The sequence below is a fragment of the Salinicola halimionae genome (assembly GCF_003206065.1).
In the GTDB taxonomy this organism is placed as follows: Bacteria; Pseudomonadota; Gammaproteobacteria; order Pseudomonadales; family Halomonadaceae; genus Salinicola; species Salinicola halimionae.
Window position 1 is genome coordinate 331153 of sequence record NZ_PZJQ01000004.1, and the last position, 13335, is coordinate 344487.

Genomic DNA, 13335 nt, shown 5'->3' on the forward strand with positions numbered 1-13335 from the left:
CGATGACGCCAACGTTGGTCTCAAATGAATTCGGCGGGCAAGGATGACCTCGCCACGCAACGTGAGAGTAAGGAGGCATCATGATGACCGGTCGCGAGCAACGGGTAAGAATGCTGGCTTATCGCCTGTGGGAATCGGAAGGCCGTCCGGAGGATCAGGAGGCTCGGCATTGGGAAATGGCCGAGCGTATCGTCGAGGCCGAGAACGCCCGTGAGGAAGAGCACGAGTGGCTGGAAGCGTCGGACGAGCCGTCTCCGCTGGAAGGCGAGGATCCCCCGGCGGAGCTAGACGAGCTGGGCATCGACGAGCAGCGACTGCCACTGGATGATCCCGAAACAGAGGCGCGCAAGGAAGAGGACACTGGTGTCGAGGTGGAGACGTCGCCGAACGAGTCGCGCTCGATCGCTACGCCGAAGCGGGCCGCAGCGACAACGGCGTCCAAAACCGCCAAGCCTGCGACGGCTCGACGGGCCTCGACGCGAGCCACTGACAGCGAGAAGAAAGAGAAGGAGACTCGATCGACCAAGTCGAAAGCGAGCTCTCGCAAGGCCCCCACTGCCAAGGATGAGGCGAGCACTGGCGCAAAGCCGGCTAGCAAGCCGCGTACGACGCGCAACAAGAGCGAGTAAGGCGACGCTCACGAGAGTGAATCGTCGTTCAACCAGCGTTGAGGAACCCGGACCTTGTCCGGTTTTCGACGGAGCGAAACATGACCGAGCGGCACGAATTCGACACGGATAGTGAAATGACCGTTCAGGGCGGCGTGGTACAGCCGTCGCGCATCAGTGAAGGATTGCCCTATCCGCTGGGGGCGACCTGGGATGGGCTGGGAGTCAACTTTGCGCTGTTTTCCGCCACTGCCACGATGGTCGAGCTTTGCCTGTTCGACGAGAGCGGTGAGCAGGAGATCGAGCGTATCGCATTACCGGAGTACACCGACGAGGTGTGGCACGGTTACCTGCCCGATGCCCGGCCGGGCCAGCTCTACGGCTATCGGGTGCATGGGCCGTATGAACCCGAAGCGGGGCATCGCTTCAACCCCAATAAGTTGCTGATCGATCCCTACGCCAAGCAACTGGTCGGCGAGTTGATCTGGGACGATGCGCTGTACGGCTACACCATCGGCCACGAGAACGGTGATCTCAGCTTCGATGAACGTGACAGTGCGCCCTTCATGCCACGTTGTCGGGTGATCGATCCGGCGTTCACCTGGGGACGTTCGGCCGAGATCATGGTGCCGTGGAGCGACACCGTCATCTACGAGACGCACGTGCGCGGTTTCACCATGCGCCATCCGGCCATTCCGGAGGACCTGCGCGGCACGTTCTCGGGACTCGCGGCTCCCGAGATCATCGATTACCTGAAGCGGCTCGGCATTTCATCCTTGGAGCTCATGCCGATTCATGCTTTTGCCGACGACCGTCATCTGCAGGAAAAGGGGCTACACAACTACTGGGGTTACAACACCCTGGCGTTCTTCGTGCCTCATCCACGCTATATGGCGACCAATAGCATCAGTGAATTCAAGCAGATGGTGGCGCGTTACCATTCGGCCGGCATCGAAGTGCTGCTCGACGTGGTCTACAACCATACTGCAGAAGGCAACGAGATGGGTCCAACGTTGTCTTTGAAGGGAATCGATAACGCCTCGTACTACCGCCTGATGCCGGAAGAGCCCCGCTTTTATATTAACGACACCGGCACCGGTAACACGCTGAATCTATCGCATCCCCGGGTGTTGCAGCTGGTCACGGATTCCCTGCGTTACTGGGCTTCCGAGATGCGTATCGACGGGTTCCGCTTCGATCTGGCGACGATTCTGGGCCGTGAGGCCGACGGTTTCGACGAGGGCGGCGGGTTTCTCGACTCCTGCCGTCAGGACCCGCTGCTGTCGCAGTGCAAGCTGATCGCCGAGCCCTGGGACTGTGGCCCGGGCGGCTATCAGGTGGGCAAGTTCCCCCCTGGCTGGGCGGAGTGGAACGATCGCTTTCGTGACGATATGCGCGCCTTCTGGCGCGGCGACGAGGGCAAGCTGCCCGCTTTCGCCAATCGTCTGACAGCCTCGGCCGATCTCTTCAACCACCGTGGCCGCAAGGCGTTCTCGTCGATCAATTTCATCACCGCTCACGACGGCTTCACGCTGCGCGATCTAGTCAGCTACAACGACAAGCACAACGAGGCCAACGGCGAGGACAACCAGGACGGTAGCGATGACAACATTTCCTGGAACCACGGGGTCGAGGGCGAGACCGACGACGGCGAGATCCGGGCGTTGCGCATGCGCCAGATGCGTAACCTGCTGGCCACGTTGATGCTGTCTCAGGGCACACCGATGTTGCTGGCGGGGGATGAGTTCGCGCGCTCCCAGAATGGCAACAATAATGCCTATTGTCAGGACAGCGAGATCGGCTGGGTCGACTGGGATCTGTCCGACGAGGGGCGTGAGCTGCTGGCATTCACGCAGCGGCTGATTCGACTGCGGCGCCAATATCCGATTCTCGAGCGTGGTCGCTTCATGACCGGCGATCTGATCGAGGAATTGGGCATCAAGGACGTGACCTGGCTCAATACCGATGCCACCGAAATGGAGGACGGCGACTGGCATGAAGGCGGCGTCAAGGCGATCGGCGTCGTTCTCGACGGTCATGCCCAGCCTACTGGCATACGCGCCCCCGGCAACGATGTCACGGTACTGCTGGCCATCAACGCGGGCGAGGCGCGCGTCACGTTCGTGCTGCCGAAGGTTCCGGGCGGTAACCAATGGGTTCGCCGCGTCGATACCTTCGACCCGACCGTCGATGATGTTCGTGTCGATATGCACAGCGAGTACGGGGTCGAAGCGCGGAGTCTGGCGCTTTTCGAACTCGTCGAAAGACAGGGCGGAGCTCCCCATGCGTAGTGCGAGCCATAGTACGAGCCATGCGTCTGCCGAGATGCTCTCGACGACGGTCATCGCCTGATGGAACGCTCGCTGGCGGTGCTGAAACGCTTTCAGGATTCTGCTGCGCCGTAATCGGCATGCCGCGCGAACGGTTTGCGCGGCAAGCGTTGGACAGACTGCAACTCCACCTCATGGATGGAAGGAGACGCCAGTGACTACGAGTTCATCCCCGCATCTGACCGCTGAAATGCCTGCTACGTCATCTCGGCGAGATGACGGCGCCTTGGCGGCGACGCAAGCGCCACGCATTGCCATCGAATCCGTTCAGCCCTCGCTCGAGCTGGGACGTTTCGCCGCCAAGACCATTGTCGGCGAGCCGGTCAACGTTTCCGCGGTGATTTTCGCCGATGGTCACGATGTGCTGGCCGCCACCGTGGCCTGGTGCGACGACCGGGGCCAATGTCGGCACGAGCCTCTGCATCTGGTGCGACCGCTGGGCAAGGACATCTGGGAAGCGACCTTCACGCCGAATCGGGTCGGCCGACACACCTTCACGATCGAAGCGTGGTGGGACGTGTTCGGCACCTACCGCGACGAACTGTTCAAGAAGCACCAAGCCGGGGTCCCCGTGGAACTCGAACTCGAGGAGGGCCGGCGGCTAGTGGCAGCGGCAGCCGAGCGTTCGGAAGGGGAGTATCGCGAAGCACTGGAAAGCGTACTCGCGCGTTTCCAGGCCTGTGCGAGTGAGGGTGAGCGAGTCGGTGTCATGCTCGAGACTCGAACCGCACAGGAGATGCATGCCGCCGACGCGCGTCCGCATCTGACGCGCAGTGAGTGTGCCTATTCGCTCGAAGTCGAGCGTCGAGCCGCCCAATTTGCCAGCTGGTACGAGCTGTTCCCGCGTTCGGAAACCGACGATCCCAACCGACACGGTACTTTCGACGATGTCCACCGGCGGTTGCCGATGATCCGCGACATGGGCTTCGACGTACTCTACTTTCCGCCCATTCACCCCATCGGTCGCGCTCACCGCAAGGGGCGCAACAATACGCTTCAGGCCGGCCCGGGCGACCCCGGGAGCCCCTATGCCATCGGGAGCCCGGAGGGCGGCCACGAGGCGATTCATTCCGAGCTCGGCACTCGTGAGGACTTTCGCAACCTGGTCAATGCGGCGGCCCAGCACGGCCTGGAAATCGCGCTGGACTTTGCCATCCAGTGCTCGCCGGAACATCCTTGGCTCCAGCAACATCCGGGCTGGTTCTCCTGGCGTCCGGACGGCTCGATCCGTTACGCCGAGAACCCGCCCAAGAAGTATCAGGATATCGTCAACGTCGACTTCTATGCCGAGGACTCTCTGCCCTCATTGTGGTTGACGCTGCGCGACGTGGTGCAGGGCTGGGTCGACGAGGGCGTGAAGATCTTCCGCGTCGACAACCCGCACACCAAGCCTCTGCCGTTCTGGGAGTGGCTGATCGCCGACATCCGCTCGCGCGATCCGAATGTCCTGTTCTTCGCCGAGGCGTTCACCCGGCCGGCGATGATGAAGCGCCTGGGCAAGATCGGCTTCAATATGAGCTATACCTACTTCACTTGGCGCAATACCAAGGCCGAGCTGGCCGAGTACCTGACCGAGCTCAACGAATCGCCGATGCGTGAGTGCTATCGACCCAATTTCTTCGTCAACACGCCGGATATCAATCCCTACTTCCTGCAGTCCTCCGGCCGGCCCGGGTTCCTGATCCGTGCTGCGCTGGCGACCTTGGGGTCGGGGCTTTGGGGCATGTACTCCGGCTTCGAGCTGTGCGAAGGCGAGCCGGTGCCGGGCAAGGAAGAGTATCTCGACTCGGAGAAATACGAGATCAGGCCTCGCGACTATGCCTCACCCGGCAACATCACCTACGAAATTACTCAGCTCAACCGGATTCGTCGCGAGAACCCGGCACTCCAGACCCACCTTGGAGTTGCCTTCTACCCCGTTCACAACGAGCGTCTGCTTTATTTCGGCAAGCGCACCGATGACCAGGGCAACTTCATCCTGGTAATGATCAATCTGGATCCGTTCGAGGCCCAGGAGGGGCCCTTCGAATTGCCGCTGTGGGAGTTCGAACTCCCCGACGATGCGGCACTGCGCGTGGAAGATTTGATGTCCGGTCATCGCTGGACATGGCATGGCAAGTGGCAGTCGACGCGACTGGAGCCGCGGCATTTGCCGTTCGCCATCTGGCGCATCCATCCGGAGCGCTGATCAGTCAAGGAGGAAGGCACCATGATGGATGCCAGCAGCGAATCGCACGCCGTCGAGACCCTCGATTTCCTCGACGATCCGCTATGGTACAAGGACGCCGTTATTTACCAGGTGCACGTCAAGTCGTTCTTCGATGCCAACGACGATGGCATCGGCGATTTCCAGGGCCTGATCGAGAAGCTCGATTACATCGTCAGCCTGGGCGTCAACACGATCTGGATCCTGCCGTTCTATCCCTCGCCGCGTCGCGACGACGGCTACGACATTGCCGAGTACACCGGGGTCAGCCCCGATTACGGCACTCTCGAGGACGCCCAGCGTTTCATCGAAGAGGCACATCGACGTGGCCTGCGCGTGATCACCGAACTGGTCATCAACCACACGTCGGATCAGCATGAGTGGTTCCAGCGCGCCCGTCGTGCACCGCCGGACTCGCCCGAGCGCGATTTCTACGTGTGGTCGGACAGTGATCAGAAGTATCCCGGCACGCGGATCATTTTCCTCGACACCGAGTCGTCCAACTGGACCTGGGATCCGGTGGCCAATGCCTACTTCTGGCATCGATTCTATTCTCACCAGCCGGATTTGAATTTCGACAATCCGCAGGTGCTCGACGAAGTGCTCAAGGTCATGGCGTACTGGCTGGACATGGGCGTCGATGGATTGCGCCTGGACGCAATCCCTTATCTGGTCGAACGCGAGGGCACCAACAACGAGAACCTCGATGAGACTCACGTGGTGCTCAAGAAAATCCGTGCGGCTCTGGACGAGCGCTATCCCGACCGCATGTTGCTGGCCGAGGCGAACCAGTGGCCGGAGGACACGAGTCCCTACTTTGGCGGCAATGAGAGCGGCGACGGCGACGAATGCCACATGGCGTTCCACTTCCCGTTGATGCCGCGCATGTACATGGCCCTGGCTCAGGAAGATCGTTTTCCGATCACCGACATCCTGCGCCAGACCCCCGAGATTCCCGCCAACTGTCAGTGGGCGATCTTTCTGCGCAACCACGACGAGTTGACCCTGGAGATGGTCACCGACAAGGAGCGCGACTATCTCTGGAACCACTACGCCGTCGACCGCCGCGCGCGCATCAATCTGGGCATCCGCCGCCGTCTGGCGCCCCTGCTCGAACGCGACAGGCGGCGTGTCGAACTGCTCAACAGTCTGCTGCTGTCGATGCCGGGTACGCCGGTGCTCTACTACGGCGACGAGATCGGCATGGGTGACAATATCTATCTGGGCGATCGCGACGGTGTACGCACGCCGATGCAATGGTCGATGGATCGCAATGGTGGCTTTTCGCGGGCCGATCCGGCCAAGCTTGTGTTGCCGGCGGTCATGGATCCGCTCTACGGTTTCCAATCGGTCAACGTCGAGGCGCAGACCCGCGATCCACATTCGTTGCTCAACAGCATGCGCCGGCTGCTCACGGTGCGCAGCCAGCATCGGGTGTTCAGCCGCGGTACTATGCGCCCGCTGTATCCTGCCAACCGCCATATCCTGGCGTATCTGCGCGAGCTGGTGCTGGACAATGGCGAGACCGAGGTGCTGCTGTGCGTGGCCAACGTGGCGCGCAACGCCCAGGCGGTGGAACTCGATCTGTCGGCCTTCGCCGGTCAGGTGCCGGTGGAGATGGTTGGCGGTAGCGCTTTTCCGCCGGTCGGCAAGCTGCCTTATCTGTTGACGTTGTCACCCTACGGTTTCTACTGGTTCCTGCTCGCGCCCGAGTCCGCCATGCCCGAGTGGCACGTGCCGGCTCCCGAGGCGATGCCGGACTTCGTCACGCTAATCATCAAACGCCAACTGGAAGAGATACTCGACGCGCCATCGCGAGCCCTGATGGAGAAAGAGGCGCTGCCCAATTACCTGCCCAAGCGGCGCTGGTTTGCCGCCAAGCAGGCGAGCATCAACCACGTGAACCTACTTTATGCCGTGCGTATCGAGGATGAGCAGCATTCAATGTTGCTCAGCGAAATCGAGGTCGAGCATTCCCAGGGGCATGATCGCTACCTGTTGCCGTTGGGTTTTCTCGGCGAGGATGACCGTAGCGGCGCGATGGCAGAGCAACTGGCCCTGGCACGCGTACGTCGTGGCCGCGATGTCGGGCTGCTGACCGACGCTCTGGGTCTGGATGCTTTTGCTTTGCGCATTCTCGACCTGTTGCGTAGCGGGGCCAGCCTGCCTTGTGGAGACGGCGAGATCTGCTTCCTGCCGACCCCGGCATTGGAGGCACTGGAGTTGCCCGAGGATGTCGACGTGGCTCACAACAACGTCGAACAGTCCAACAGCTCGGTGATCATCGGTCATCAAGTGGTGCTCAAGCTGTTCAGGCGTCTGGAGCCGGGGCTGCACCCCGAAGCCGAGATCGGCCGCTACCTGAGCGAGCATGGCTTCCAACACGTACCGCCCTTGTACGGCGAAGTGGCGCGTCGCAATCAAGAGGGCGAGTCGCAGACCCTGATGCTGGTGCAGGGCTTCATCGCCAACCAGGGCGACGCGTGGTCGTGGACGCACAACGCGCTCGAACGGGCGATCCGCGAGGTGGGTCAGGAGAGCGAGACCAGCGCCGAGGAGGGCGGCTACAGTGCCCTCGACGAACTCGAGGAGTTTGCCACGACCCTGGGGCAACGTCTGGGCGAGCTGCACCGGGTGTTGGCGTCCTCCAGCGAGAACCCCGACTTCGCGCCGGAGCTGGCCGACGACACGCATGTGGCCGTCTGGTCGCAGCGTGTTCGCGAGCAGATCGAGACGGCGCTCGATCTGTTGGAACATCACAAAGGTAATGCCAGTGAAGCCGACCAAGCTTTGGCTGAACGGGTGCTGGCCGAACGAGATACCTTGCTGTCCTCCATCGAGCCATTGGCTCAGCAGGCCAAGGGCAGTCTGCTGACTCGCATCCATGGCGATCTGCATCTCGGTCAGGTGCTGGTCGCCCATGACGACGCCTACATCATCGACTTCGAGGGCGAGCCCGCCCGCTCGTTGGCAGAGCGGCGCGCCAAGGACTGCCCGCTTCGTGATGTCGCCGGTATGCTGCGTTCCTTCGACTACGCCAGCGCCAAGATGGACGAAGCTGCCGTCGGCAAGCCAAGCGACGACAGTGCCACCGAAATGGCCCACGAGGTGGCCGAGCGCTATCTGATCGCCAGTCGGCAAGCCTTCCTCGACGCCTATTGGCAGAGTACCGCCGACATTGCCCATCGCTGGGCCTCGTCGCAAGGTACCGATGCCGCGCTGGAACTGTTCGTGCTGGAAAAGACGGTCTACGAGATCGCCTATGAAGCTGCCAATCGCCCCGCCTGGCTGGGCGTGCCGCTGCGCGGGCTGGTCGCCGTCGTCGACCAACTGTCCATCAGACCCACTGTAGATGAGAGGGGCATATGACTGATCTGAACGTCAATTCCGTCAAGGACGAGGCCCTCTGGTTGTCTGCCGATGACGCCGAAGCGCTGGCGCGTGGCACGCACGGCAATCCGTTTTCCATACTTGGCGTGCATGCCTGTGGCGAGGAAGGCGCGGAAGCACGTCAGTTGCGCGTCTATCTGCCCGGCGCACTGGGCGTGGACGTGCTCGACCGCGATAGCGGCGAACGGCGCTGCAGCTTGACCGGCATCCAGATCCCGGGACTGTTCGCGGGCCGTTTGCCGCATGTCGCGCCCTACACGCTGCGCATTCGTTGGTCGGGCGGTGAGCAGGAAACCGAGGATCCCTATTCCTTCGGTCTGCTGCTTGGCGAGACGGATCTGTACCTGTTCGGCGAGGGCAATCACCGTAACCTGGGGCATTGCCTGGGTGCCCAGCCGATGGAAATCGACGGGGTGCCCGGGGTGCGCTTCGCCGTTTGGGCGCCGAATGCTCGACGTGTTTCGGTAGTCGGCAATTTCAACGCCTGGGACGGACGCCGCCATGTGATGCGTCTGCGCCATCCGGCCGGAGTCTGGGAGCTATTCATCCCACGGGTGGGGCCGGGCGAATCCTACAAGTACGAATTGCTCGACGCGCACGACACCCTTGCGCTCAAGGCCGACCCGGTAGCGCTGGCTACCGAAACGCCGCCTCACACGTCATCGGTGGTTGCCGACACCGCGCCTTTCACCTGGCATGACGCCGAGTGGATCGCTCAGCGCGGCGAGCGACAGGCGCCCGACCGCCCGATCTCCGCCTACGAAGTGCATGCTGCCTCGTGGCGCAAGCATGGCGGACACGACGGGATCACCTACAGCTGGCGTGATCTGGCCGAGCATCTGATTCCCTACGTGCTCGAGATGGGCTTCACCCATGTCGAACTACTGCCGATCATGGAGCATCCCTTCGGCGGCTCCTGGGGCTACCAGCCACTGAGTCAGTTCGCGCCCAGCGGGCGCTTTGGCAAGCCCGAGGATTTCGCCTACTTCGTGGATACCTGCCACCAGGCCGGGCTGGGCGTCATCCTCGACTGGGTGCCAGCGCACTTTCCCACCGATGCACATGGCCTGGCGCGCTTCGACGGCACGGCGCTCTATGAGTACGAGCACCCGTTCGAGGGCTTCCATCAGGACTGGGACACCTATATCTACAATCTGGGGCGCCGCGAGGTGCATGGCTTCATGCTGGCTTCGGCACTGCATTGGCTACGTCACTATCATGTCGATGCGCTGCGCGTCGATGCCGTGGCGTCGATGCTGTACCGCAACTATTCGCGCAAGGAAGGGGAGTGGATCCCCAACCAGTACGGCGGGCAGGAGAATCTGGAGGCGATCGAGTTTTTGCGCCACCTGAATGACGTGGTCGCCGAGGAGGTGCCGGGTGCTTCGGTGATTGCCGAGGAGTCCACCGCCTGGCCGGGTGTCACCCAGCCGACCTCGGAAGGCGGCTTGGGCTTTGCCTATAAATGGAACATGGGTTGGATGCACGACACCCTGGAGTACGTCGCCAAGGATCCGGTCTATCGCTCGTATGCCCACCACGAGTTGACCTTTCCGATGGTTTACGCATTCTCCGAGAGGTACGTGCTGCCGATCTCGCATGACGAGGTGGTGCACGGCAAGGGTTCGCTGATCGGCAAGATGCCGGGCGACGAGTGGCAGCAGTACGCCAATCTGCGTGCCTATCTCTCGATCATGTGGACTCAGCCCGGCAAGAAACTGCTGTTCATGGGCTGCGAGTTCGGTCAGTGGCGCGAATGGAGTCACGACCGTGAACTCGACTGGTCGCTGCTTGGCGAGGCCCATCATGCCGGGGTCCAGCGTCTGGTCGGCGATCTCAACCGGCTCTATCAGCGGGAGACGCCACTGCATCAGCGTGACACCGAGCCGGAGGGTTTCGCCTGGGTGGTCGGCGACGACAGCACCAATAGCGTATTCGCCTGGCTACGCTGGAACTCGCTTGGCGAGCCGCTGCTAGTGGTGGCGAACATGACCCCGCTTTCGCGCTACGACTACCGACTCGGCGTGCCGGTCATGGGACGTTGGGAAGAGATCTTCAATAGCGATGCACAGTGCTACGGCGGATCGAACGTGGGCAATATGGGGCAGATCCAGGCGCTCGATACGCCGCTGCACGGGCAGATGGCCAGTATTTCGCTGACGCTGCCGCCGTTGGGGGTGGTGTTATTGTCTCCCGGCGCGCTGGGCGAGTAGCGCCCGCGTCACGCCATTAGTCCAGCCGAATCCGTCCTGCAGGGGATATTCACCGCCGCGGGCGAAGTCTGCACCGGGGTAGAGCACGTACTTCTCTACCAGTTTGTGCTCGCGCCGGTAGAGATCTTCTACCAGGTCCAGCCAGCGGTCGGCGATGTCGTTTGCCAGCTTGGTAAAGCCGTAGTTTCGCAGACCTTCTATCGCCATCCACTGCAGTGGCGCCCAGCCATTGGGATGATCCCACTGCTGCTGGCTATCGGTGATCTCCGTGCTGACGAGCCCTCCGGGTGCCACGAGTCGATTGGCGACGATATTGGCGACCCGCTCCGCCTGCGCCTCGGAGGCGACGCCGACGAACAGCGGCACGACACACGCGGCCGTCAGGTGGACGCTGAGCTGGTCATGCACGAAATCGTAGTCGTAGTAGGTACCCCGGGCGTCGTTCCAGAGGTAAGCGTCTATCGCTTTCTGTCGACGGATGGCACGACGGCGAAAATCAGCGGCCTTGGCGTCATCGCCCACAGCCCCGTTAAGACGGCTCAACGTCTGTTCGAGATGAAACAGCAGCGCGTTGAGTTCCGGCGTAACGAAGTCGGTCGTATGAATCGTGCTCAAATCCGTGACGTCGTCCAGCCAGCGTCCGCTGAAATCCCAACCACTTTCCGCGCCGGCGCGAAGCTCGCGAAACAGCGTCTCGGCGGGGCGGCTGCATCGCTTTGCGATCTCCGTATCCTCCCGGAACGACTCCTCGCGTGGCGTCGCCCGGTCGTCCCAATGGCGATTCAGGTAGTGCTCTTCGCTGAGACGAACGCAGCGGCGATGGCTTTCTCCCGGCGCGAGGTTTTTTTCTCCTGCCATCCAGAACGCGTACTCCTGCTCCAGCTGGGGCAGGTAGTGGGTGGCTTTGCGTAACCCCTGGCGCTCGGTCAGTTCGACCATCATCGAAAACAACGGCGGTTGAGAACGACTCAGATAGTAGCTGCGGTTACCGTTGGGCATATGACCGTAGCGCATGATCAAGTCGGCGCAGTTATCGGTAACGGCACATACCAGATCGTTTTCGCCGCTGGCGGCCAGACCCAGCATGGTGAAATAGGAGTCCCAATAGTAGTACTCGCGAAATCGCCCGCCCGGCACGACGTAGTCGTGACGGAGTTTCAGCAGTGATGAGCCGCGTGGGTGTCGGCGGGAGTTGCGCGTCAGCACCGGCCACAGATTGTCGATGTGAGTGACCAGGTCGTGCTCGGGCCGAGATTCGTAGCCCTTGCAGGAGACCAGATCACTGTAGAAATGGTCAGCCACGAAGGCACCGAGATCGAACCCGATCTGGTGGCGCTGCTGTGCGTAGGCTTCCATGATCTGCGCGGGTGGTTGCCGGGGGACGGAATCGGCGAACGTCTTGGAATCCTCGAAGATATGGGCGAGCGCAACGGCCTCGAACAGTTCGCCGTAGCAGTCGTGAGGCGTCGTCGCGGCTTCTTCTTGCATTTCGACGCTTTCAGACATCGTCTGCGGACTATCGAGCATGCCGGTTTTCCTGCGTAACGGAGCGTAGGTCGGTGACAGGACCGCACTGGAGTTATTCTTCATACTGCCAGAGCAGACCGCCGTCTACCGGCAGCGAGGTGCCGGTCATGTAGGCGGCATCATCGGATGCCAGAAACTCGACCACGCCGGCCACGTCCTCGGGCCGGCCCAGCCGATTGAGCGGGATATTGCCAAGCAGATGACGCAGCTTTTCCGGATCGTCGTCGAGTGCCGAGTTGATCGGTGTCTTGATGGCCCCGGGCGCTACGCTGTTGACGGTAATGCCCAGTGGTGCGAGTTCGATCGCCAGGTTGCGCGTCAGCATGCGCATGCCGCCCTTGCTCATGCAGTAGCTGGTGAATCCGGGGAAAGGCAGGTCCTCGTGGACCGAGCTCATGTTGATTACTCGGCCGCCACGGCCCTCATCGCGCAAATAGCTGACGAACGCCTGCGTGGTGAAGAAGACGCCTTTCAGATTGGTCTGCATGACCTGGTCGTAGTCGTCTTCGCTGACATCGAGGAAGGGGGAGTCGATCTCGATACCGGCGTTGTTGACCAGTATATCCAGTCGCCCCATGACTTCGACGCTCTCCCGGATCAAGCGGCGATTGGTCTCGACATCGGCAATGTCGCCGGTAACGATCGCGACTCGCCGTCCATGGGCTCGTACGAGCGCTGCCGTTTCCTCGGCACGATCGGAAGGGCGACTACCGCTGACGACGATATCGGCCCCGGCCTGGGCCAGACGCTCGGCGATCGCACGGCCAATGCCTTGCGTACTACCGGTAACCAGAGCGACTTTGCCGGAAAGGCGCATATCTCTCTCCTTGAGTGGATGATTCGGTGGCGGTGAACCGGTCCCGGGGATCTTCTCCCTTGGAGAACGCATCGCCTTCGACAACACATCGGATGAGCATCACGTCATGAGACATACGTCCTGGTAGGGATGATGGACTCAGACTGGGCTTAGCATGAAACCGATCTGCATTGCGCGTTCGCTTGAAAAGCGTATGTCTTGAACGCCGTTTCGAAGCGTGTTCATCAAGGCGAATCTGCAGAAG

At 61.7% G+C, this 13335-nt stretch carries 7 protein-coding genes; 5 read left to right on the top strand and 2 right to left on the bottom strand.

The window, feature by feature from the left end; all coding sequences use genetic code 11:
• Nucleotides 1–80: 80 nt before the first annotated feature.
• From DOM27_RS07455 to glgB, 5 genes are all read left to right on the top strand, one after another.
• Nucleotides 81–629 carry a DUF2934 domain-containing protein gene (locus DOM27_RS07455; protein ID WP_245392631.1) on the top strand — a complete coding sequence of 183 codons (549 nt, stop codon included), beginning with the start codon at nt 81–83 and terminating at the stop codon, nt 627–629.
• Between the two features lie 80 nt (nt 630–709).
• The gene (glgX, locus tag DOM27_RS07460) at nt 710–2899 is read left to right on the top strand and encodes a glycogen debranching protein GlgX (protein ID WP_110655418.1); all 2190 of its coding nucleotides are present in this window, start codon (nt 710–712) and stop codon (nt 2897–2899) included.
• 193 nt (nt 2900–3092) lie between these two features.
• The gene (locus DOM27_RS07465; protein WP_245392632.1) at nt 3093–5126 is read left to right on the top strand and encodes an alpha-1,4-glucan--maltose-1-phosphate maltosyltransferase; all 2034 of its coding nucleotides are present in this window, start codon (nt 3093–3095) and stop codon (nt 5124–5126) included.
• Nucleotides 5127–5147: 21 nt separating this feature from the next.
• Entirely contained in the window at nt 5148–8513 is a 3366-nt protein-coding gene (gene treS / locus DOM27_RS07470; protein WP_110655419.1) for a maltose alpha-D-glucosyltransferase, read from the top strand.
• Complete coding sequence (gene glgB, locus DOM27_RS07475; RefSeq protein WP_110655420.1) at nt 8510–10747, top strand: 1,4-alpha-glucan branching protein GlgB; 2238 nt, start codon at nt 8510–8512, stop codon at nt 10745–10747. The genes treS and glgB overlap by 4 nt, the downstream gene beginning before the upstream one ends.
• Here the strand turns inward: glgB and treF are convergent.
• Together treF and DOM27_RS07485 are read right to left on the bottom strand one after the other, a co-directional pair.
• Nucleotides 10718–12274 (bottom strand): alpha,alpha-trehalase TreF, encoded by a 1557-nt coding sequence (gene treF, locus DOM27_RS07480; RefSeq protein ID WP_110655421.1) that lies wholly within the window; start codon nt 12272–12274, stop codon nt 10718–10720. The genes glgB and treF overlap by 30 nt on opposite strands.
• A gap of 52 nt (nt 12275–12326) precedes the next feature.
• Complete coding sequence (locus DOM27_RS07485) at nt 12327–13091, bottom strand: SDR family NAD(P)-dependent oxidoreductase (RefSeq protein ID WP_110655422.1); 765 nt, start codon at nt 13089–13091, stop codon at nt 12327–12329.
• Nucleotides 13092–13335: the final 244 nt, after the last annotated feature.

What these genes read in the sequence shown, in the direction of transcription:
- treS (WP_110655419.1), top strand. Translation starts at nt 5,148, where the DNA reads ATGATGGATGCCAGCAGCGAATCGCACGCCGTCGAGACCCTCGATTTC.
- DOM27_RS07455 (WP_245392631.1), top strand. Translation starts at nt 81, where the DNA reads ATGATGACCGGTCGCGAGCAACGGGTAAGAATGCTGGCTTATCGCCTG.
- DOM27_RS07485 (WP_110655422.1), bottom strand. Translation starts at nt 13,091, where the DNA reads ATGCGCCTTTCCGGCAAAGTCGCTCTGGTTACCGGTAGTACGCAAGGC.
- treF (WP_110655421.1), bottom strand. Translation starts at nt 12,274, where the DNA reads ATGCTCGATAGTCCGCAGACGATGTCTGAAAGCGTCGAAATGCAAGAA.
- glgB (WP_110655420.1), top strand. Translation starts at nt 8,510, where the DNA reads ATGACTGATCTGAACGTCAATTCCGTCAAGGACGAGGCCCTCTGGTTG.
- glgX (WP_110655418.1), top strand. Translation starts at nt 710, where the DNA reads ATGACCGAGCGGCACGAATTCGACACGGATAGTGAAATGACCGTTCAG.